This is a genomic window from Leisingera daeponensis (assembly GCF_019801465.1).
Lineage (GTDB): Bacteria > Pseudomonadota > Alphaproteobacteria > Rhodobacterales > Rhodobacteraceae > Leisingera > Leisingera daeponensis_A.
Genome location: NZ_JAHVJA010000001.1, coordinates 797710 through 816294, shown reverse-complemented (window position 1 = coordinate 816294; position 18585 = coordinate 797710). Strand labels below are relative to the sequence as shown.

Below are 18585 nucleotides of genomic sequence, written 5' to 3'. Positions count from 1 at the left end.
AGCAGGAACCATGGATTGGCAGAGCCTCGTCCGGGAATTCGTGACCTTGTTTGTTGTGATTGACCCGGTCGGCTCGATTCCTGTCTTTCTGTATGCGACGGCTTCGATCCCGAAACGCCTGCATAAGACCTTTGCCCTGCGCGCGGTCCTCGCTGCGGCGGCCGTGCTGGCCTTTTTCCTGGTTGCGGGCCAGCTGCTGCTGGAAGCGATCGGACTGCGGCTGGGCGCCTTCCAGATCGCTGGCGGCATCGTATTGTTCCTGTTCGCGCTGAGCATGATTTTCGGCGAGGCGAAGCCTGAAACCGAAATCGAGGAAGCCGAGAACGAGGATCTCTCGGGGGCGGTGTTCCCGCTGGCTATCCCCTCAATCGCCTCGCCGGGGGCGATCCTGGCCGTGGTGATCCTGACCGACAACCATGAAACGGCCATCGCAGAACAGGCGGCAACCGCGGGCCTGCTTGCCGTGGTGCTGCTGATCACCCTGCTGATCCTGCTGCTGGCAGGCCGTATCGTGAAGCTGATCGGCCGCACTGGCGCCAGCGTCGTCAGCCGGGTCATGGGGCTGATCCTGGCCACCGTGGCGGTGGATGCGGTGCTGCAAGGGCTGGAACAGGTCGGTGTTCTGAAACTGGCCGCCGCCCCGTTCTGAGCCGCGCCTGCGCCGCGATATCCGCGGCGCTTGCGTCTTGCAGCTCTGCCGGCAAGAATTACCTGTAGTGCAGATTTCGAACGGCCTGGGTTCAACAGCCCGTCATATTCCGCATTTATGAGGTGTCTTATGGATCTGAGGGCACATACGCGCGCTTTTTGCGAGAAAGACAACGGGCTGGCGTCGCTCAGCTATTTCGGGACATTCGCCGTCTATTTCGCGGCGCTGTGGCTGGCTATTGCCCATGCCGACCGCTGGTATGTCATGCTGCCCGCAGGCATTGTTTTCGCCTTTGCCGCAGTAAGGCTTTATGTGCTGCAGCACGACACCGGCCACCATTCGCTGTTCGAAACCCGGCTGCAGAACGAGATCGCGGGCCACGTGCTGTCGCCGTTCACATTTGCCCCCTTCGAGGTGATGAAGCAGAATCACAACCTGCATCATTCCAATATCGGCAACCTGGAGCACCGCGAGACCGGTGAGATTCACACCATGACGGTCCGGGAGTGGAAGGCTGCCGGGTTCTGGCAGCGGCTGGGCTACCGGCTTTACCGCAATCCGTTTGTTTTGGTGCCGCTGGGGTCGGCCTTCACCTATTTCATCCGCTACCGCTGGCCCAAGAATACGGTGCGGTTCGGCGCCGCCGGGGTGATCCTGCATAACCTGGTGATCGTCGCCATGCTGGGCCTTCTTTACCGGGTGGCGGGGATGACCGGCATTTGGGTCTGGCTGGTATTTTCCTTCCTAGGCGGCATGATCGGGGTATTCCTGGTCTACTTGCAGCACAACTTCGAGGATACCTATTGGGATCGCCGCCCTGACCTGAACCCGCAAGTGGCGGCGCTGCAGGGGTCGTCCTGTCTGGATTTCGGCTGGTTCTTTGACATGGCAGTGGCAAACATAACCCTGCATGACATCCATCATTACAACGCCCGCATTCCATCCTACCGGTTGCGGCAGTGCCATTACAGCCTGCCGCCGGAACTGGGCCTGCGCCGGATCAAGTTCCCGGAGGCGGTGCGGGCGCTGGCGCTAAAGCTTTGGGATGAAGATAAAAAATGCCTGGTTCCCTTTCCGGCATGAGCGTTTATGTGCCATGCTTTTAACGGGATCCGGCAAGGAAAATGCATAATTCGGGGATGAAGCAGCGATGACAGCCATTCAGAAACTGCGCGGTGTGGGGCCTGCGCTGGCCAGGATGCTGGAAGCAGGCGGGGTCGATACCGTGGAGGCCCTGGCCGCGCTGGACGAGGCCCAGTTGCGGCGCATTCCAGGAATCGGCGCCAGCCGCGCAGCGAACCTGAAAAGTGCGGCCAGGGAGCATGCCCGTGAGCATTCCGATGCGCACCCCTCGGCCAAAGTGTCCTCTCCCGCTGCGGCGCGCATGAACGGCCAGCTGGCGAAACAGGGCGCCGGGGCCGGCGCATTATCCGGCGTTTCACCCTCTCAAGAGGAAATGGATGCCAGACTGGCGGAGGCTGAGGCTGCACGGGCCGCAGCTGAAAGCAAAGCTGAAAAGGCGGTAGCCAAGGCCGCAAAGGCCAAGCGCAAGGCGGCAAACCTGCTGGAGGAGTTTGCCGAGGCCAAGGTCAAGGCCAAGCTGAAGGCGAAGAAGATGAAAGCCAAGGCCAAGAAGGCCATCGAGAAGGAGAAGGCCAAGGCGCAGGCGATTCTGGAAGGCAAAGACGTCCCGAAGAAAAAGAAGAAGAAAAAGTAGCTGTAACTGTCCGGACGCAAAGAAAAACCGGCGCTGCCAAGCGCCGGTTCTTTTGTTCCGTCTTTAGGGTCCGGCTTAGGCCAGGTTGCCTTCTGCCGTCAGGGTCAGCTTGCCGCCCAGGTAAGGCGCCAGAACTTCCGGCAGCTTGACTGAACCATCGGCCTGCTGGCCGTTTTCCAGCACTGCGATCAGGCAGCGGCCGACCGCCAGGCCGGAGCCGTTCAGAGTGTGCACGAACTGCGGCTTGCCGCCGTCTGCGGGCTTGAAACGCGCGTTCATCCGGCGGGCTTGGAAGTCGCCGCAGACCGAGACCGAGGAGATCTCGCGATAGGTCTTCTGGCCGGGCACCCAGACCTCGATGTCATGGGTCTTGCGCGCGCCAAAGCCCATGTCGCCGGTGCACAGGACGATGGTGCGGTAGGGCAGGCCCAGGCGCTCCAGGATGTCCTCTGCACAGCGGGTCATGCGCTCGTGCTCCTCCACGCTCTTGTCCGGGTGCGTGACGGAGACCATCTCGACCTTTTCGAACTGGTGCTGGCGCAGCATGCCGGCGGTGTCCTTGCCGGCCGATCCGGCCTCGGAACGGAAGCACTGTGTGTGCGCCACATAGCGGCGCGGCAGGTAGCCTTCCTCAACCACGAGGCCGTTGACGATGTTGGTCAGCGTGACCTCGGCGGTCGGCACCAGCCACCAGCCGTTGGTGGTCTTGTAGCTGTCTTCGCCGAACTTGGGCAGCTGCCCGGTGCCGTACATCATCTCCTCACGCACCAGAACCGGAGTCCAGGTTTCGGTGAGGCCGTTTTCGTCGACGTGGGTGTTGATCATGAACTGTGCCAGGGCGCGGTGGATGCGGGCAACCGCACCGGACAGCACCACAAAACGGCTGCCCGAGAGTTTGGCCGCAACTTCGAAATCCATTCCAGGCTTCACGCCTTCGATTTCGAAATGCTCCTTGGCTTCGAAGTCCAGCGCCTTCGGCTCGCCCCAGCGGCGGATCTCGACATTGTCGTCCTCATCCGCGCCGTCCGGCACATCATCAAACGCCAGGTTCGGAATGGTCATCAGCATATCGGTCAGCTGCTGATCCAGCTCCTTGGCCTCGGTGTTCATGGCCGCCACTTCGGCCTTCTTCTCGGCCACCAGCGCGCGCAGACGCTCGAACTCGGCCTCGTCACCGCGGCCCTTGGCTGCGCCGACTTCCTTGGATGCCTTGTTCTGCTCTGCCTGGGCGGTTTCCGCTGCCAGGATCTTGGCCCGGCGCGCCTCATCCAGCGCCAGGATCTCGGATGACACGCCCGCATCCCCGCGCCGCGCCACAGCGGCGTCGAAGGCGGCAGGATTTTCGCGGATAGCGCGGATGTCATGCATGAGAGTCTCTCCTAGCGTTGGAAACGATTGAATCAGTAGGCCCATCCTATGACGCAAGGGTGAACAAAGGGGAAGGGGGGCGTGCGGTCTGTGCGCCGGAAGGGCTTTTCCGGCACAGTCCGCGCGGCTTGCGGCCCGGCAGAAAAGGCGGGAGGTGCCCGTCCGTACAGCGCGGACAGGCGCCTCCCGCCTTTCGCTGAGAAAATGGTCAGGACCGGCGGGCCGGTCCCGGTGTCATTTGAATCATTCCGCCGCCATCGGCAGCATATGCACCTGATGCCGGGGCGGCTGCATCCGGATCTCGCCGGTCAGGAAGTCCGCGTAATCGTAGGTCAGTTCCGTTCCGGCCGGGATGTTGCACAGCGCCCGGCCCCAGACCCCGTCCGAGAAATCGAGGTTCGGGTACATCGAGTGGTTCAGGAAGCGCCCTTCGTCGCATTGCAGGATAAGATAGCCCGGTCGGGTGGGATCCGGCACGCAGTATCGCTCCAGAAACTCTTTGGTGTGCGGCTCCACATTGTCCAGCTTGCTTTCCGGGAAGGTGGTGTCGAGCATTCTGTCATGCCGCCAGACGATGTCTCCCTTGGTGATGTGCTCATGGCAAAATACGCCCAGACCTTCGATGGCCGAGGGGGCGAGATAGCAGCGCACCATCATCATGCGCCTGTTCCTTCTCAATGGAATGGCCGGGCCGCCTTCCGGACCGGAGAATGGGGGGCATAGCCCCGCGCCTGGCGGCTTGCGCAAGGGAAAGCAAAGCGCCGAATCATGCTGTTTTGCAATCAAAATCTGCAGGCCGGATGTGGGCGTTTGCAGTTTCTTCCCGCCTTGTCCGGACGGGAGGCCGCCGCAGCCTGCATCCAGCGCTGTCCGGACCGCAGCGTTCCCTTGCAAACCCCCGGTTCAGCGAATAGGTTCCGCTGCAAAATTCCGGCGCTAAAACCGGCGCCGCTTTGACAGAAGGAATATCCCATGGACGGTGGCGCAATCGCCCAATTTCTCCCGCTTATCCTGATCTTCGCGATCATGTACTTCCTGCTGATCCGCCCGCAGCAGAAAAAGATGAAGCAGCATCAGGCGATGGTGGACGGCCTGCGCCGCGGCGACCAGGTGGTGACCCAGGGCGGCGTCATCGGCAAGGTGGCCAAGGTCAAGGAAGACGGCGAGATCGAGGTCGAGATTGCGGACGGCGTCAAGGTGCGCGTGGTCAAGGCGACCATTGCCCAGGTTCTGAACAAGACCGAGCCGGCAGCTTAAGCGCCCTTAACAACCAATTGAAAAGGCAGGGCAATGCTTCAAATCGATCTCTGGAAGAGGGTGCTGATCTGGCTGGTCTGTGCGGCCGGCCTGCTGCTTGCCCTGCCAAACGGATTTTACACCCGCGTCGAACAGGCCAATGACGCGGCCGCTGAAATCATCGCCAAGGGCGAGACCCCGGAACGGCTGGAAACAGCCGGCCAGTGGCCGTCGTTCCTGCCGTCGGGCCTGGTGAACCTTGGCCTCGACCTGCGGGGCGGCGCGCATCTGCTGGCCGAAGTGCAGGTCGAAGACGTCTATGAGGCGCGGATGGATGCCTTGTGGCCGGAGGTGCGCGATGCGCTGCGGCCGGAACGGGACACCGTCGGCACCTTCCGCCGCCAGCCGGGTCCCGCTGACCAGATTCGCCTGAAGATTTCCAAGCCCGACGGCATGTCCCGCGCGCTTGAAGTCGTGCGCGGCCTGGCCAACCCGGTGACCAGTCTGACAGGCGCCGGCGCAACTGATATCGAAGTCTCGTCGCAGGGCGATATTCTGGTCGTGCAGCTGAGCGAAGCAGAGAAGCTCGCGTCCGACGACCGCACCGTGCGCCAGTCGCTGGAGATCGTGCGCCGCCGGATCGACGAAGTCGGCACCCGCGAGCCAACCATTCAGCGCCAGGGCGCCGACCGCATCCTGATCCAGGTGCCGGGCATCGGCTCCGCCTCCGAGCTGAAAGCGATCATCGGCACCACGGCGCAGCTGACCTTCAACCCGGTTGTGGGCCGCGGCAGCGATGCCGATGCGGCGCCTGGCATCGGCAACAAGATCGTTCCGTCGCTGGATGAAGAAGGCGTCTATTACACCATCGAGGCCGCTGCGGTCGTCACCGGCGAGGACCTGGTGGATGCCCAGCCTTCCTACGACCAGAACGGCCGCCCGGCGGTGACGTTCCGCTTCAACACCTCCGGCGCGCGCCGGTTCGGGGACTATACCGCCGAGAATATCGGTTCTCCCTTTGCCATCGTGCTGGATGACGAGGTGGTTTCTGCTCCGGTGATCCAGTCGCACATTCCGGGCGGCTCCGGCATCATCACCGGCAATTTCACCATCGAGGAAAGCACCAACCTGGCCGTGCTGCTGCGCGCAGGCGCGCTGCCCGCGGGGCTGGAATTCCTGGAAGAGCGCACCATCGGCCCGGAACTGGGGCAGGACAGCATTGACGCCGGCAAGGTGGCAACCGCTGTGGCTTTCATTGCCGTGCTTGTCTACATGATCGGCAGCTATGGCATGTTCGGCATGTTCGCCAATGTGGCGCTGGTGCTGAACATCGCACTGATCTTCGGCATGCTCAGCCTCATCGGCGGCACCCTGACGCTGCCCGGCATCGCGGGCATCGTGCTGACCGTCGGCATGGCGGTGGATGCCAACGTGCTGATCTTTGAACGTATCCGCGAAGAGCTGAAGGCGGGCCGCGGCCCGGCCAAGGCCATCGACGAAGGCTATTCCAAGGCGCTGAGCGCCATTCTCGACGCCAATATCACCACCTTCATCACCGCGGTGATCCTGTTCGCCATGGGCTCCGGCCCGGTGCGCGGCTTTGCGATCACCCTGGGGCTGGGCATCATGACCTCGGTTTTCACCGCGATCTTCGTGACCCGGCTGATGATTGTGATGTGGTTTGAACGGCGCCGTCCGAAAACGATTGAGGTGTAAGATGCGGCTGAGACTTGTTCCCCAGGAAACCTCATTCGATTTCTTCAAACGCGCCAAGCTGTGGCTGGGCATCTCGGCCCTGATGATGGTGGTGGCTCTGGCCTCCTTCCTGCTGCAGGGGCTTAATTTCGGCATCGACTTCCGCGGCGGCACCACCATCCGCACCGAGGCGTCCGAAACAGTGGACGTGGGCGCCTACCGCGATGCGCTGGCGGTTCATGAACTGGGCGATGTGTCGATCACCGAGGTGTTCGACCCGTCGTTCGAGGACGACCAGCACGTTGCCATGATCCGCATCCAGGCGCAGGACGACGGCGAGGCGATCTCCGGCGAGATGATCGAAACGCTGAAAGCCTCGCTCGACGCGGTGGCGCCCGGCATCAAGTTCGTGTCGGTCGAATCCGTCGGCCCCAAGGTCTCGGGCGAGCTGATCACCACGGCGGTGATTGCGGTTGCCTTGGCGATTGGCGCGGTGCTGATCTACATCTGGCTGCGCTTCGAGTGGCAGTTTGCGCTGGGTGCGGTTGCGGCGCTGCTGCATGACGTGGTGCTGACCATCGGCGTGTTCTCGGAACTGCAGATCAAGTTCGACCTGGCAATCATTGCGGCCCTTCTGACCATTGTGGGCTACTCGCTGAACGATACCGTGGTCGTGTTCGACCGGGTGCGCGAGAACCTGCGCCGCTACAAGAAGAAGGACCTGGCCGAAGTTCTGAACATCTCGATCAACGAAACCCTGAGCCGGACCATGATGACCTCTGTCACCACGCTGCTGGCGCTGGTTTCGCTGTATGTGCTGGGCGGCGATGTGATCCGCGGCTTTGTCTTTGCGATGATCTGGGGCGTAATTGTCGGGACCTACTCGTCCGTGTTCGTGGCGTCCACCATCCTGCTGAAGCTGGGGGTCAAGCGCGACTGGTCGAAACAGGCCAACACCACCGGCAACCAGTTCTCCAACATCGATGCTTGAGTCGTTTCAGGCAGCCCTGCAAACGCCGGGGCTGTTCTGGCTGCTGATCACCATCGGAGCCGCGGGCCTTGTCCGCGGCTTCACTGGTTTCGGCACCGCGATGATTTTTGTTCCGGTCGGCGCGCAGTTTCTGCCCTCGGCGGATGTGGTGTTCCTGATGGTGCTGATGGGGGTATTTTCCACCATCACCCTGTTTCCGCAGGCCTGGAGCCAGGCGGACAGGGCAGAGGTCGGGGCCTTGTCCATGGCCGCAGCGGTGACCGTGCCTGCGGGGTTGTGGCTCATGTCGCAGATGGACCCGCTGACGCTGCGCTGGGTTGCGGCCGGAGTAATCGGTGTGACGCTAGCGGCCGTGATTTCCGGCTGGCGCTGGCAGGGCAAGCTGGGCTGGCCGGGGCGGTTTGCCATCGGCGGCGCGGCCGGCATCGTTGGCGGCATGACCGGGCTGACCGGGCCGGTGGTCATCGTATTCTACTTGGCCAACGTGCGCGACGTGGCGCGGGTCCGGGCCAACACCATCGTGTTTCTGGCCGCGCTGGATGTGGTGATTGCGGTAAATCTGATCTTCGGCGGACTCGCCAGCCTTCAGGCCTTCATTCTGGCGGGGCTTCTGGGCATCCCCTATTTGGTCACCACGCTCACCGGCAAGGCGCTGTTTGATCCCAAGCTGGAGAAGCTCTACCGTTTTGCCTCCTATTCCGTGATCGCGCTGGCCGTGCTATCCAGCCTCCCGGTATTCGACTGAAAGGAGCGCCCATGCGCCTGAACGAAGTGAACTATTCCGACGCGCAGCCGGTTGACGGCTATGGCGATGGTTTCTTCCGGATCGGCGGGCAGGTGCATCAGGGGGCGGTGCTGACTTCGACTGCCGGCACCGCGTCTTGGGGCGGGCTGGGCGATGCCGAACCGCTGCTGGCGCTGGCCGGCCAGATTGACGTTCTGTTCATCGGCACCGGGCCTGAGATCGCCCATATCCCGGCGGAACTGCGCAAGGCGCTGGAGGAGGCCGGGCTGGGTGTGGAGACAATGAACTCCCCCGCGGCGTGCCGGACCTACAATGTGCTCCTGTCGGAAGGGCGGCGGATTGCCATGGCGGCGCTGCCGGTCTGATTTCCTGAAAGTCATTTGACCTGCCGCAAAGCGCGCCTCCGCTGAATGGTCTTTTCATGCGCTGGCACAATGGGATAAGCGAACTCCATGACACTGACTGTGACGGATCTGAGCGTGGCGCGCGGCGGCATTCCGGTGCTGGAGGGGCTGAGCTTTGCGCTGGCACCCGGCAGGGCGCTGATCCTGCGCGGCCCCAACGGCATTGGCAAGACCACCCTGCTGCGCACCGTCGCGGGCCTGCAGCCGCCGCTGACGGGGCAGGTTGAGGGCGCTGAGGACCAGATCGCCTATGCCGCCCATTCCGACGGGTTGAAGCCGACGCTGACGGTGGCGGAGAACCTGATCTTCTGGGCCAGTGTGTTTGGCCGCAACGGCATAGAACAGGCACTGGACGGGTTCGACCTGCAAGCCCTGCGGGACCGGCAGGCGGGTGCGCTTTCCGCGGGCCAGAAACGCCGCCTGGGCCTGAGCCGGATGCTGGTGACTGGCCGCCCGGTCTGGATCATGGATGAGCCGACCGTGAGCCTCGACAAGACCTCGGTCGCGATGTTCGCAGATGCCGTGCGGGCGCATCTGGGGCAGGGCGGTTCGGCGCTGATCGCTACCCACATCGACCTGGGCCTTGAGGCCGATGTTCTGGAGGTCGGCCCCTACAAGGCCAAGCCCCCGGAGATCGACGATTTTGACGGAGGCTTCCTGTGATTGCGCTTCTCCTGCGGGATCTGAAGCTCGCCTTCCGGGCGGGCGGCGGCTTTGGGCTGGGTCTTGCGTTCTTTCTGATCGTGACCGTGATGGTGCCGTTTTCCGTCGGCCCGCAATCCGAGTTGCTTGCCCGCATCGCCCCGGGTGTGTTGTGGCTGGGGGCGCTGCTGGCGTGCCTGCTGTCGCTCGACCGGCTGCTGGCGCTGGATTGGGAGGACGGCTCGCTCGACCTCCTGGCCACCGCGCCGCTGCCCTTGGAAAGCACTGTCTCGATCAAGGCGCTGGCGCATTGGATCACCACCGGGCTGCCGCTGGTAATGGCGGCCCCGGTGCTTGGTGTGCTTCTGAACCTGCCGGTTCAGGGCTTCCAGTGGCTGGTGGTCTCGCTGCTGCTGGGGACGCCCGCGCTGTCCGTCATCGGCACCTTCGGGGCCGCGCTGACCGTGGGGCTGAAGCGCGGCGGTCTTTTGATGTCGCTGCTGGTGATGCCGCTTTACGTGCCGACGCTGATCTTCGGATCCGAAGTTGCCCGCCGCGGGGCCGAGGGCATGGCGGTGCAAACACCGCTGCTGCTTCTTGCCGGGATCTCTGCCGCCTCCATTGCCCTGCTGCCGTTTGCCAGCGCCGCCGTCCTGCGCGTCAATTTGCGCTGACCGCATCCCGTGACCGTGAATTGAGAAACCCGAGAACAAGAGCTAAATAGCCACCATGTCGATCTGGGAATACGCCAACCCGAAAAAGTTTCTGGCCACCACCGAAAAGGTGATGCCGGCCCTGTGGGTCAGCTCTGCGGTACTGATTTCCGTGGGCCTGGTCTGGGGCTTCTTTTTCACGCCTGACGACTACCGGCAGGGCTCTACCGTCAAGATCATCTTCCTGCATGTGCCATCGGCGCTGATGGCGATCAACGCCTGGTTCATGATGCTGGTGACATCGCTGGTCTGGGTGATCCGCCGACACCATGTCAGCGCCTTGGCCGCGCGTGCCGCGGCGCCGGTCGGTGTCGTGATGACCGTGATCGCGCTGGTGACCGGTGCAATCTGGGGCCAGCCGATGTGGGGCACCTGGTGGGCCTGGGATCCGCGGCTGACCTCCTTCCTGGTGCTGTTCCTGTTTTACCTCGGCTACATCGCCCTTTGGGAGGCGATCGACAATCCCGACACCGCTGCCGACCTGACCTCGATCCTCTGTCTGGTCGGCTCGGTCTTTGCGGTGCTCAGCCGCTATGCGGTGAACTTCTGGAACCAGGGACTGCACCAGGGCGCGTCGCTGAGCCTCGATGAAAAGGAAAACGTGGCTGATGCGTTCTCCAACCCGCTCTATGTCTGCATGGCAGGCTTTGTTCTGCTGTTCATTGCATTGGTGTTCTACCGCACCGGAACTGAAATCCGCGCCCGCCGCATCAAGGCCCTGATGGCGCGCGAACGGCTGGAGGCCTGATGCCCGATCTTGGAAAATACGCCGATACGGTGCTGTCGGCCTACGGCGCCTCGCTGGTGCTGCTGGTGGCGCTGGTGGTGGTGACGATCCTGCGAGGCCGCAAGGTGCGCCGGGAAATGGAAACTCTGGAAACCCGGATGAAACGCAATGGCTAAGATATCTCCGCTGATGGCGGTGCCCGGTGTGGTGTTCGCGGGCTTCGTGGGCCTGGCGCTTGTGGGCATGTTCCGCGAGGATCCTGACAGCCTGCCGTCCGCCCGCGAGGGCCAGCCTGCGCCGCCGGTGGTGCTGGATGAATTTCCGGGCAAGCAGATGTTCAGCGACGCCACCCTGCGCGACGGCACCGTGAAGCTGGTGAACTACTGGGCCAGCTGGTGCGCGCCCTGCCGGGCGGAGCATCCGAATTTGGAGGCCCTGTCCAAGGAGGGCATCCCGGTCTATGGCATCAACTACAAGGACCAGCTGGCCAATGCTGAGGCGTTCCTGAACGAGCTTGGTGATCCTTACACCGCGATCGGACGCGACGAGAAGGGCCGCATGGCGATCGACTGGGGCCTTTACGGCGTGCCGGAGACCTATGTGGTGGACGGCGAGGGCAACATCGTTCTGCGGTGGGCCGGACCGATCACCCAGCGGGTGATCGACAAGACACTGCGCCCGGCGATGGAAAAGGCCGCAGCGCAGTAAGGCCGGCTGGAGGTCGGCCTCAGCCGAACACCGACAGATCGAGCTTCAGCCCGGCGCCCAGCCAGATCCCGTGATCGCTGTGGTCCTCCAGGGCGTTTCCGGTTTCGGGATGGGCAAAGACAACCAGCCCGTTCCGGTTCAGTGCCAGCCAGGGCAGCAGCCGGGCGAATTGCTCCGGTGTTGCGGCCAGCTGGCAGGACCACATGGGATGCGGACCAACGGGTTTCTCATGAACGCGCCCCATCTCCACATCGAATTGCGCGGCCGCCTGCTGGCACAGCGTTCGGGCCTGCGCCACGGTGGCGGCGTCGAAGTATACATGGGCGTGGTAGCCCGTGATGCTGTCTGTCTGTTTCATGCCTGCAGTGTCACCAAAGCGGACCGCTCCGGCAAGGCAATGAAAATGAACAGGCCCTGTGCGTCACCTGCTAGGGCACGGAATAGGTGCGGAAGTCCTGTTCCCGCCGCATGGTAGCACTGCGGGCATCAAGATCGCCGCGTTCCGCCCGCCAGTCGAGGTAGCGGTTCAAATGGTCCGGCGATTCCCACAGGTGGAAAATTGCGATTTCGCAGCGCTCCCGGTTGATGCCGGCATGCGCCTGGATGCAGCCGGGAAACGACCGTGTTCCGGGCAGCATTGCCAGCACCGCCTCGGCGTGGTCATCGAATGTGTCGACGTCCGGGTAAACGACTGTAATAGCAGCCTCTTTCATGCTTCTGCATCCAGCTTATTCAAAGTTTTTCGCGGCGTTGTCAGATGCGTCCAGGAACTCCATCTGCATGTGCGATCTTAGCCGCGCAGACAGGAACCGGAAGGCGGTTTGCACAAATAAGTGAATTCGTGCTGCGGAGCCCGGCCCGAACGCGTTTGCCATTGGTTTGGCCCGGCTGCAAAAAAAACATGCACCCCGCAGGGTGCATGTTCAATGTTCACGAACTGGCGGGTCTTACGACTTAGCCAGGTTGCGCAGCACGTAGTGCAGCACGCCGCCGTGTTCGATGTACTCGATCTCCGGCGCGGTATCGATGCGGCACTTCAGGGTGATTTCCTTCACCGAGCCGTCTGCGAAAGTGATCGAGCAGGGCACCTCCTGCAGCGGCTGGATGGTGTCCAGCCCGCTGATCGAGACGGTCTCTTCCCCGGTCAGACCCAGCGTTTTGCGGGTGTCGCCGCCGGTGAATTCGAACGGAATCACACCCATGCCGACGAGGTTGGAGCGGTGGATGCGCTCGAAGCTCTCGGCGATCACTGCCTTGACGCCAAGCAGAGCAGTGCCCTTGGCCGCCCAGTCGCGCGAGGAGCCCGCGCCGTACTGCTCGCCGCCGAACACCACCAGCGGGGTGCCGTTGGCCTGATGCGCCATCGAGGCCTCGTAGATCGAGGTCTGTTCGCCATCCGGGCCTTTGGTGTAGCCGCCCTCGACGCCGTCCAGCATCTCGTTCTTGATGCGGATGTTGGCAAAGGTGCCGCGCATCATGATCTCGTGGTTGCCGCGGCGCGAGCCGTAGGAGTTGAAGTCGCGCGGCTGCACCTGGCGTTCCAGCAGGTACTGGCCTGCGGGCGAGGTGGTGGCAAAGGAACCGGCGGGCGAGATGTGGTCGGTGGTGACCATATCGCCCAGAACCGCCAGAACCTTGGCGTTTTCGATGTTCGAAATGGTGCCCGGCTCGTGACCCATGCCCCGGAAGTAAGGCGGGTTCTGGATGTAGGTCGAGGCTGCGGGCCAGTCATAGGTTTCCGCATCGGTGGTCTCGACCGCCTGCCACTTCTCGTCGCCCTTGAACACATCGGCGTATTTCGACTGGAACGCCTCGCGGGTCACGGTTTGCTCCACCAGGTCGGCGATTTCCTTCTGGGTCGGCCAGATGTCTTTCAGGTAGACGTCATTGCCGTCCTTGTCCTGGCCCAGCGGTGCAGTGGTGATGTCAATGTTCATGTCGCCTGCCAGCGCATAAGCCACCACCAGAGGCGGCGACGCCAGGTAGTTGGCGCGCACGTCGGGCGAAATCCGGCCTTCGAAGTTGCGGTTGCCAGACAGCACCGAAACGCCGATCAGGTCGTGTTCGTTGATGCACTTGGAAATCTCCTCGGCCAACGGACCGGAGTTGCCGATGCAGGTGGTGCAGCCGTAGCCGACCAGGTTGAAGCCGATGGCGTCGAGGTGCTTCTGCAGGTCCGCCGCTTCGAGATACTCGGACACCACCTGCGAGCCCGGCGCCAGCGAGGTCTTGACCCAGGGTTTGCGGGTCAGCCCGCGCTCATGCGCTTTCTTGGCGACCAGGCCTGCGCCGATCATCACGTAGGGGTTCGAAGTGTTGGTGCAAGAGGTGATCGAAGCGATCACGATGGAGCCGTCATGCAGCTGGTAGTTGTGCTCGTCCGTTGAAACGAAGCCGAGCTTGTGATGGCCTTCGTTGCCGGGAATGTCCTGCGGTTCGGGCTGGCCGCCCTCCGCTTCCCAGCGGCCTTCGGCGCGCGCGCTCGCATCCTTGGCGGCGCGCTGGCCCTCGACATATTTGTGGAAGGTGGCCGCGGCGGCGTCCAGTGCGATGTAATCCTGCGGACGCTTGGGGCCGGAAATCGCGGGCACGATGGTGCCCATGTCCAGGTGCAGCGTGTCAGTGTAGACCGGGTTGTAGCTGCTGTCGCGCCAGAAGCCGTTTTCCTTGGCATAGGCTTCGACCAGCGCGATGCGGTCCTCGTCGCGGCCGGTGTTGCGCAGGTAGCGCAGGGTTTCGTCGTCGATCGGGAAGAAGCCGCAGGTGGCGCCGTATTCCGGGGCCATATTGGCGATGGTCGCGCGGTCTGCCAGCGGCAGGCGGTCCAGGCCTTCGCCGTAGAATTCGACAAACTTGCCCACGACGCCTTTGGCACGCAACATTTCGACCACTTTCAGAACCAGGTCGGTGCCGGTGGTGCCTTCGGTCATCTCGCCCGTGAGCTCAAAGCCGACAACCTCGGGGATCAGCATGGAGATCGGCTGGCCCAGCATTGCCGCTTCGGCCTCGATGCCGCCAACGCCCCAGCCCAGGACGGCAGCGCCGTTGACCATGGTGGTGTGAGAGTCGGTGCCGACCAAGGTGTCGGGGTAGGCGACTTCCTCGCCGTTCTGGTCGGTGTCGGTCCAGACGGTCTGGGCCAGGTATTCCAGGTTCACCTGGTGGCAGATGCCGGTGCCCGGCGGCACCACGCGGAAGTTGTCAAAGGCGTTCTGGCCCCATTTCAGGAACTGGTAGCGCTCCATGTTGCGTTCATACTCGCGGTCCACGTTCATTTGGAACGCGCGCGGGTTGCCGAACTCATCGATCATGACGGAGTGGTCGATGACCAGGTCGACGGGAACCAGCGGGTTAATCTTGGCCGCCGAGCCCTTCAGGCCGACGATGCCGTCGCGCATGGCGGCGAGATCGACCACGGCGGGAACGCCGGTGAAGTCCTGCATCAGCACGCGGGCCGGGCGGTAGGCGATCTCGCGCGGGTTCTTGCCGCCGTTGGCCCCCCATTCGGCAAAGGCCTTGATGTCGTCGGTGGAGACGGAGAAGCCGCCGTCCTCGAACCGCAGCATGTTTTCCAGCACCACTTTCAGCGCGGCGGGCAGTTTGGAGAAGTCGCCAAAGCCTGCTTCGGTGGCTGCGGGAATGGAGTAGTAGGAGATCGACTTGCCATTGACGCTGAGCGTTTTGCGCGCCTTGGCATTGTCCTGTCCGACGGTAATAGGCATGGTTGGCCTCCCTCAAGAATTTGAAACCGGGGAATTCGCTGCCTGCTAAATGCATGAGGAAGATGAAGCATTCAATAGCCCAAACGCCGCAGGGCGCACTTTTGTATGCGATTGTACACATTTTTTGCAGATGGCGCGCCCGAAGCCCGGCTTTACCCGCCTCAAAAATGATTGATTGGCCAATTCGGCGGTACATCTTTAGACCGGAAGCCTAGAAAACGGAGACGGCGATTCATGAGACTTCTGGCGACTGCTGCATTGGTACTGGGGTTGGCCCTGCCGGCTTACGGGCAGTCCGCAGCGGAACCCGTAGTGGTCGAACTGTTCACCTCTCAGGGCTGTTCCTCCTGCCCGCCGGCCGACGCGCTGCTGCATGAACTGGCAGCGCGGGAGGACGTATTGGCCCTGGCGCTGCATGTGGACTATTGGGACTACATCGGCTGGAAGGACAGGTTTGCGATCCCCTCGCACACCAAGCGGCAGAAGGGCTATGCCCGCCGGGGCGGGCGGCGGATGATCTACACGCCGCAAATGATCATCATGGGGCAGGACGAGGTGGTCGGCGCCGATGCGATGAAAGTTGAGGACGCCATCACCAGGCAAAGGAAGCAGCCGCGGCCCGTATCGCTGACCGTGGCCCGCCGCGGCGGGGATGTGCTGGTCCGGCTCAAGCCGAAGGCGCAGATGCCCAAGGGGCGCCTGCTGGTGCAACTGGTGCGGTACACGCCGGAGCGAACCGTCAGCATCAAACGCGGTGAACTGGCCGGCCGGACGCTCAGCTATGCCAATGTCGTCGAAGACTGGCAGACCGCGGCAGAGTGGGACGGGGCAGGCGATCTCGAGGTCTCGGTGCCGTCTCCTGCCGGCAAAACGGCTGCGGTTCTGGTGCAGACGGCCCCGTTCGGGCCGATCATTGCTGCGGCGCGCGTGGACTGACCTGCCGGGTCACTCCGGTTCCGCTCCGCTTTGACGGGCAGCTTTTCCTACCGGCACATAGGGTTTCCAGCGGCGGTGGATCCAGAACCACTGGCCGGTATGCTTGCGCACAATGGCTTCCAGATCGGCGCTCAGCGCCCTGGTCATCGTCAGCGGATCGGAGGGCGGCACTTCGGCATTCATCACAATCTCGAAGTCGAGGCCATTTTCCTGCCGCACCGCGTAAACAGGGATCAAAGCCGCGCCGAATTTCAGCGCCAGTTCCGCTGGCACCGTGGAGGTCACGGCGGGTTTGCCGAAAAAGTCTATTAGCTTGCCGCCCTGGGCATGCAGGTCGGTGACGATGGCGGCGATGCCGCCCTTTTTCAGGTGGCGCACCAGTTCCACCATGCCGCGCTTGCCCTGTTCGAACATCGGCTCGCCGTTCTGCTTGATCGCTTCGACGTAGTGTTCGTTGAAATAGGGGTTGGCCATCCGGCGGTACAGCGCGCCCATCGCGTGGCCGCGGCCCACCAGCGCCGCGCGGGCGGCGTCATAATTGCCGAAATGAGCGGTTGCCAGCAGCACCGGACGGCCCGCTGCGCGGGCCTCTTCCAGCGCCTTCAGGCCGGGGCCGGTCACCGGCGCGGCCATGGCACGGTCATGAAACGGCGCCCCGGCATAGATTTCGGCGATCATCCGGCCCGCGTTGTCGCTGACATCCCGGTACAGCTCTGCCGGATCCATATCCGACAGCTCCGGGCTGACCAGTTTCAGATTGTCGCGCACCCGCTTGTCAAAGCCTGCCAGCCGCCCCATGGCGGTGACCAGCCGGCCCATCATCGGCACCCGGTACCGGTAGGGCACCAGTTTCATGCCCTGCAGCAGACCGCGCAGAAAAAGGTTGCTGCCAAAGTATTTGACATGGCTCCAGGTGGAGAGCTCGGAAGGATCTGCGGGCATGGCGTCTGGATGGCTGCGGCGCGGAACTGCGCCCGGAAGCCTGCATCATACGCAGCTGCCGCGGCAGGCACAAGCAGCTGGGAATGGCAAACGGGCAGGGCATCATCGGCGGCCGGGCGGGGCCGCCGCAACGGGCGCAAGGGTCAATTCAGACCCGTCAGGATTCAGGCGGCGTCCGCCTCATCGTCTTCTTCCGCTGACTTCAGCTCGATTTCGCCCGTGGCAACCAGATCGCGCATGGCAGAGATAATCAGGCTGAAGGCGGCCTCGCCGTCGCTGCGCTTGACCTTGCCGCGTTCGGCCACTTCCTCCCGGATGTTGTCGGCCATCCGGCTGGACATGTTCTTGAGCAGGAATTCGGAGGTGGCGACGTCTTCCTCGTCGGTGGCAAAGGCGATCGCGGTCACCAGGTCGGGCTGAGACAGCACGCGGACCAGCTTGGGCACATCCAGCGGTTGCATCCTTTCGGCAATCAGCGCGTAGGTGAAGATTGCCTTGCGCACGGTGATGGCAAAATCCTCGTCCTGTTCGTCCAATGCCGTCAGGACCTCGTCGCGCTTGGCTGCAGCAGCCTCGGTCAGAATGCCGCCGAGCCGCTGGCCCGGTGTCTGGTCAAACGCAAGGTCCGGCCGCGCCTCCACCTGGGCGGCAAGCGACAGGCCGATGCGGTCCACCGTGTCCGGCGTCACATTTGCTGTCTTGCTGACCGCAAATGTGATGCGGCGCGCCACAGGTCCGGGCAAGTGGATCAGCATCTGGGCGGCCTTGGCCGTGTCGAGCTTGGACAGCAGCACGGCGGCCACCTCGGTGCTTTCGGCTTCGGCCAGCCCGGCCAGGTCCTCGGGCGGAAGCTGCTTCAGCCGTTCCCAGGGATCGCCGAACTGGCGCACGCCGGCCTCCCGGCGCAGGCGGCTGTGGGTGTGGCGGCTGATCTTGCCTTCCATCGCGCTCAGCGCGCCGGCCAGGCCGTTGGGGAAATGCAGGCCAACATTGTCCAGAAGATCGGCAAATTCACCGGCAACGGCATTCAGCGTCTCGCGGTCGACGATCCGCATCCGGCCCATCTGCTGGGTCAGCTCCAGCTGCAGGTCGTCGGGCAGTTCCTCCAGCGGGATCTCGGCGCCTTCATTCAGCAGCAGCCGCACGATGATGGCAGCCTTGGCCTTGCCGCTGAGGCCGGAGGCCGCGGCCGGGTTCGCGACCGCGCCGCCCATTGCACCGCCGCCGAGGCCGCCTGCATCCAGACCGCCCATCGGCGCGGGAGCGGCGAAATCGCCCATGTCCATTCCGCCCATTCCGCCCATGTCGCCCCCGCCTAAATCCATCGGAAGCGCCAGCATGTTGTCTTGAGGCATTCTCGCACCCTAGCAAAAGATTCTTCTCAATCGTG

21 protein-coding genes are annotated in these 18585 nt (G+C 63.2%); 14 read left to right on the top strand and 7 right to left on the bottom strand.

The genetic code is table 11. From position 1 onward, the window contains the following. Nucleotides 1-10: 10 nt before the first annotated feature. The 3 genes from KUV26_RS04010 to KUV26_RS04000 all read left to right on the top strand — a co-directional run bounded on the left by KUV26_RS04010 (nt 11) and on the right by KUV26_RS04000 (nt 2366). Nucleotides 11-649 carry a MarC family protein gene (locus tag KUV26_RS04010; protein WP_222503046.1) on the top strand — a complete coding sequence of 213 codons (639 nt, stop codon included), beginning with the start codon at nt 11-13 and terminating at the stop codon, nt 647-649. A gap of 129 nt (nt 650-778) precedes the next feature. Beyond that, complete coding sequence (locus KUV26_RS04005; RefSeq protein WP_222507385.1) at nt 779-1732, top strand: fatty acid desaturase; 954 nt, start codon at nt 779-781, stop codon at nt 1730-1732. Nucleotides 1733-1799: 67 nt separating this feature from the next. Then, complete coding sequence (locus tag KUV26_RS04000) at nt 1800-2366, top strand: helix-hairpin-helix domain-containing protein (protein ID WP_222503048.1); 567 nt, start codon at nt 1800-1802, stop codon at nt 2364-2366. A gap of 75 nt (nt 2367-2441) precedes the next feature. Here the strand turns inward: KUV26_RS04000 and serS are convergent, their stop codons facing one another. Both serS and KUV26_RS03990 read right to left on the bottom strand, forming a co-directional pair. Continuing rightward, nucleotides 2442-3734 (bottom strand): serine--tRNA ligase, encoded by a 1293-nt coding sequence (serS, locus tag KUV26_RS03995; protein WP_222503049.1) that lies wholly within the window; start codon nt 3732-3734, stop codon nt 2442-2444. 243 nt (nt 3735-3977) lie between these two features. Further along, entirely contained in the window at nt 3978-4394 is a 417-nt protein-coding gene (locus KUV26_RS03990) for an SET domain-containing protein (protein WP_222503050.1), read from the bottom strand. Nucleotides 4395-4706: 312 nt separating this feature from the next. Between KUV26_RS03990 and yajC the strand changes: the two genes are divergently transcribed. The 10 genes from yajC (at nt 4707) to KUV26_RS03940 (ending at nt 11595) form a co-directional block, all read left to right on the top strand. Further along, a complete protein-coding gene (gene yajC / locus KUV26_RS03985; protein ID WP_222503051.1) occupies nt 4707-4991 on the top strand; it encodes a preprotein translocase subunit YajC in 285 nt (94 codons plus the stop codon). Nucleotides 4992-5024: 33 nt separating this feature from the next. After that, nucleotides 5025-6686 carry a protein translocase subunit SecD gene (secD, locus tag KUV26_RS03980; RefSeq protein ID WP_222507384.1) on the top strand — a complete coding sequence of 554 codons (1662 nt, stop codon included), beginning with the start codon at nt 5025-5027 and terminating at the stop codon, nt 6684-6686. A gap of 1 nt (nt 6687) precedes the next feature. Further along, nucleotides 6688-7656: a protein translocase subunit SecF gene (secF, locus tag KUV26_RS03975; protein ID WP_222503053.1), complete on the top strand. Its 969-nt coding sequence runs from the start codon at nt 6688-6690 to the stop codon at nt 7654-7656. Continuing rightward, the gene (locus KUV26_RS03970; protein WP_222503054.1) at nt 7649-8401 is read left to right on the top strand and encodes a TSUP family transporter; all 753 of its coding nucleotides are present in this window, start codon (nt 7649-7651) and stop codon (nt 8399-8401) included. Before secF ends, KUV26_RS03970 begins: the two co-directional genes overlap by 8 nt. An 11-nt stretch (nt 8402-8412) precedes the next feature. Next, complete coding sequence (locus tag KUV26_RS03965; RefSeq protein WP_222503055.1) at nt 8413-8766, top strand: Mth938-like domain-containing protein; 354 nt, start codon at nt 8413-8415, stop codon at nt 8764-8766. An 87-nt stretch (nt 8767-8853) separates the two neighbouring features. Then, nucleotides 8854-9468 carry a heme ABC exporter ATP-binding protein CcmA gene (ccmA, locus tag KUV26_RS03960; protein WP_222503056.1) on the top strand — a complete coding sequence of 205 codons (615 nt, stop codon included), beginning with the start codon at nt 8854-8856 and terminating at the stop codon, nt 9466-9468. After that, nucleotides 9465-10121: a heme exporter protein CcmB gene (ccmB, locus tag KUV26_RS03955; RefSeq protein WP_222503057.1), complete on the top strand. Its 657-nt coding sequence runs from the start codon at nt 9465-9467 to the stop codon at nt 10119-10121. Before ccmA ends, ccmB begins: the two co-directional genes overlap by 4 nt. A gap of 55 nt (nt 10122-10176) precedes the next feature. Next, a complete protein-coding gene (locus KUV26_RS03950; RefSeq protein ID WP_174144618.1) occupies nt 10177-10908 on the top strand; it encodes a heme ABC transporter permease in 732 nt (243 codons plus the stop codon). After that, nucleotides 10908-11063 carry a heme exporter protein CcmD gene (gene ccmD, locus KUV26_RS03945; protein WP_174144620.1) on the top strand — a complete coding sequence of 52 codons (156 nt, stop codon included), beginning with the start codon at nt 10908-10910 and terminating at the stop codon, nt 11061-11063. Before KUV26_RS03950 ends, ccmD begins: the two co-directional genes overlap by 1 nt. Then, nucleotides 11056-11595: a DsbE family thiol:disulfide interchange protein gene (locus tag KUV26_RS03940; RefSeq protein WP_222503058.1), complete on the top strand. Its 540-nt coding sequence runs from the start codon at nt 11056-11058 to the stop codon at nt 11593-11595. Before ccmD ends, KUV26_RS03940 begins: the two co-directional genes overlap by 8 nt. Nucleotides 11596-11614: 19 nt before the next feature. Here the strand turns inward: KUV26_RS03940 and KUV26_RS03935 are convergent, their stop codons facing one another. The 3 genes from KUV26_RS03935 to acnA form a co-directional block, all read right to left on the bottom strand. Next, nucleotides 11615-11953: a DOPA 4,5-dioxygenase family protein gene (locus KUV26_RS03935; protein WP_222507383.1), complete on the bottom strand. Its 339-nt coding sequence runs from the start codon at nt 11951-11953 to the stop codon at nt 11615-11617. Between the two features lie 70 nt (nt 11954-12023). Next, nucleotides 12024-12308: an antibiotic biosynthesis monooxygenase gene (locus tag KUV26_RS03930; RefSeq protein ID WP_222507382.1), complete on the bottom strand. Its 285-nt coding sequence runs from the start codon at nt 12306-12308 to the stop codon at nt 12024-12026. Nucleotides 12309-12542: 234 nt separating this feature from the next. Then, on the bottom strand, nt 12543-15317 hold the full coding sequence (acnA, locus tag KUV26_RS03925; protein ID WP_222507381.1) for an aconitate hydratase AcnA: 2775 nt from the start codon (nt 15315-15317) through the stop codon (nt 12543-12545). Nucleotides 15318-15551: 234 nt separating this feature from the next. On the opposite strand from acnA, the gene KUV26_RS03920 reads away from it, so the two are divergent. Next, complete coding sequence (locus KUV26_RS03920) at nt 15552-16253, top strand: DUF1223 domain-containing protein (RefSeq protein WP_222507380.1); 702 nt, start codon at nt 15552-15554, stop codon at nt 16251-16253. Nucleotides 16254-16262: 9 nt separating this feature from the next. Here the strand turns inward: KUV26_RS03920 and KUV26_RS03915 are convergent, their stop codons facing one another. Together KUV26_RS03915 and KUV26_RS03910 are read right to left on the bottom strand one after the other, a co-directional pair. Further along, nucleotides 16263-17195, bottom strand: coding sequence for a lysophospholipid acyltransferase family protein (locus KUV26_RS03915; protein ID WP_222507379.1), 933 nt, complete (start codon nt 17193-17195; stop codon nt 16263-16265). A 164-nt stretch (nt 17196-17359) separates the two neighbouring features. Continuing rightward, a complete protein-coding gene (locus tag KUV26_RS03910; protein ID WP_222507378.1) occupies nt 17360-18550 on the bottom strand; it encodes a flagellar motor switch protein FliG in 1191 nt (396 codons plus the stop codon). Nucleotides 18551-18585: the final 35 nt, after the last annotated feature.

Bases quoted from the DNA above. Each gene is read 5' to 3' on its own strand.
- KUV26_RS03950 (WP_174144618.1), top strand. From the start codon at position 10,177: ATGTCGATCTGGGAATACGCCAACCCGAAAAAGTTTCTGGCCACCACC.
- ccmD (WP_174144620.1), top strand. From the start codon at position 10,908: ATGCCCGATCTTGGAAAATACGCCGATACGGTGCTGTCGGCCTACGGC.
- yajC (WP_222503051.1), top strand. From the start codon at position 4,707: ATGGACGGTGGCGCAATCGCCCAATTTCTCCCGCTTATCCTGATCTTC.
- KUV26_RS04010 (WP_222503046.1), top strand. From the start codon at position 11: ATGGATTGGCAGAGCCTCGTCCGGGAATTCGTGACCTTGTTTGTTGTG.
- KUV26_RS03935 (WP_222507383.1), bottom strand. From the start codon at position 11,953: ATGAAACAGACAGACAGCATCACGGGCTACCACGCCCATGTATACTTC.
- KUV26_RS03970 (WP_222503054.1), top strand. From the start codon at position 7,649: ATGCTTGAGTCGTTTCAGGCAGCCCTGCAAACGCCGGGGCTGTTCTGG.
- KUV26_RS03915 (WP_222507379.1), bottom strand. From the start codon at position 17,195: ATGCCCGCAGATCCTTCCGAGCTCTCCACCTGGAGCCATGTCAAATAC.
- KUV26_RS04000 (WP_222503048.1), top strand. From the start codon at position 1,800: ATGACAGCCATTCAGAAACTGCGCGGTGTGGGGCCTGCGCTGGCCAGG.
- KUV26_RS03910 (WP_222507378.1), bottom strand. From the start codon at position 18,550: ATGCCTCAAGACAACATGCTGGCGCTTCCGATGGATTTAGGCGGGGGC.
- KUV26_RS03940 (WP_222503058.1), top strand. From the start codon at position 11,056: ATGGCTAAGATATCTCCGCTGATGGCGGTGCCCGGTGTGGTGTTCGCG.
- KUV26_RS03930 (WP_222507382.1), bottom strand. From the start codon at position 12,308: ATGAAAGAGGCTGCTATTACAGTCGTTTACCCGGACGTCGACACATTC.
- KUV26_RS03920 (WP_222507380.1), top strand. From the start codon at position 15,552: ATGAGACTTCTGGCGACTGCTGCATTGGTACTGGGGTTGGCCCTGCCG.
- KUV26_RS03990 (WP_222503050.1), bottom strand. From the start codon at position 4,394: ATGATGATGGTGCGCTGCTATCTCGCCCCCTCGGCCATCGAAGGTCTG.
- secD (WP_222507384.1), top strand. From the start codon at position 5,025: ATGCTTCAAATCGATCTCTGGAAGAGGGTGCTGATCTGGCTGGTCTGT.
- secF (WP_222503053.1), top strand. From the start codon at position 6,688: ATGCGGCTGAGACTTGTTCCCCAGGAAACCTCATTCGATTTCTTCAAA.
- KUV26_RS04005 (WP_222507385.1), top strand. From the start codon at position 779: ATGGATCTGAGGGCACATACGCGCGCTTTTTGCGAGAAAGACAACGGG.
- KUV26_RS03965 (WP_222503055.1), top strand. From the start codon at position 8,413: ATGCGCCTGAACGAAGTGAACTATTCCGACGCGCAGCCGGTTGACGGC.
- ccmA (WP_222503056.1), top strand. From the start codon at position 8,854: ATGACACTGACTGTGACGGATCTGAGCGTGGCGCGCGGCGGCATTCCG.
- serS (WP_222503049.1), bottom strand. From the start codon at position 3,734: ATGCATGACATCCGCGCTATCCGCGAAAATCCTGCCGCCTTCGACGCC.
- acnA (WP_222507381.1), bottom strand. From the start codon at position 15,317: ATGCCTATTACCGTCGGACAGGACAATGCCAAGGCGCGCAAAACGCTC.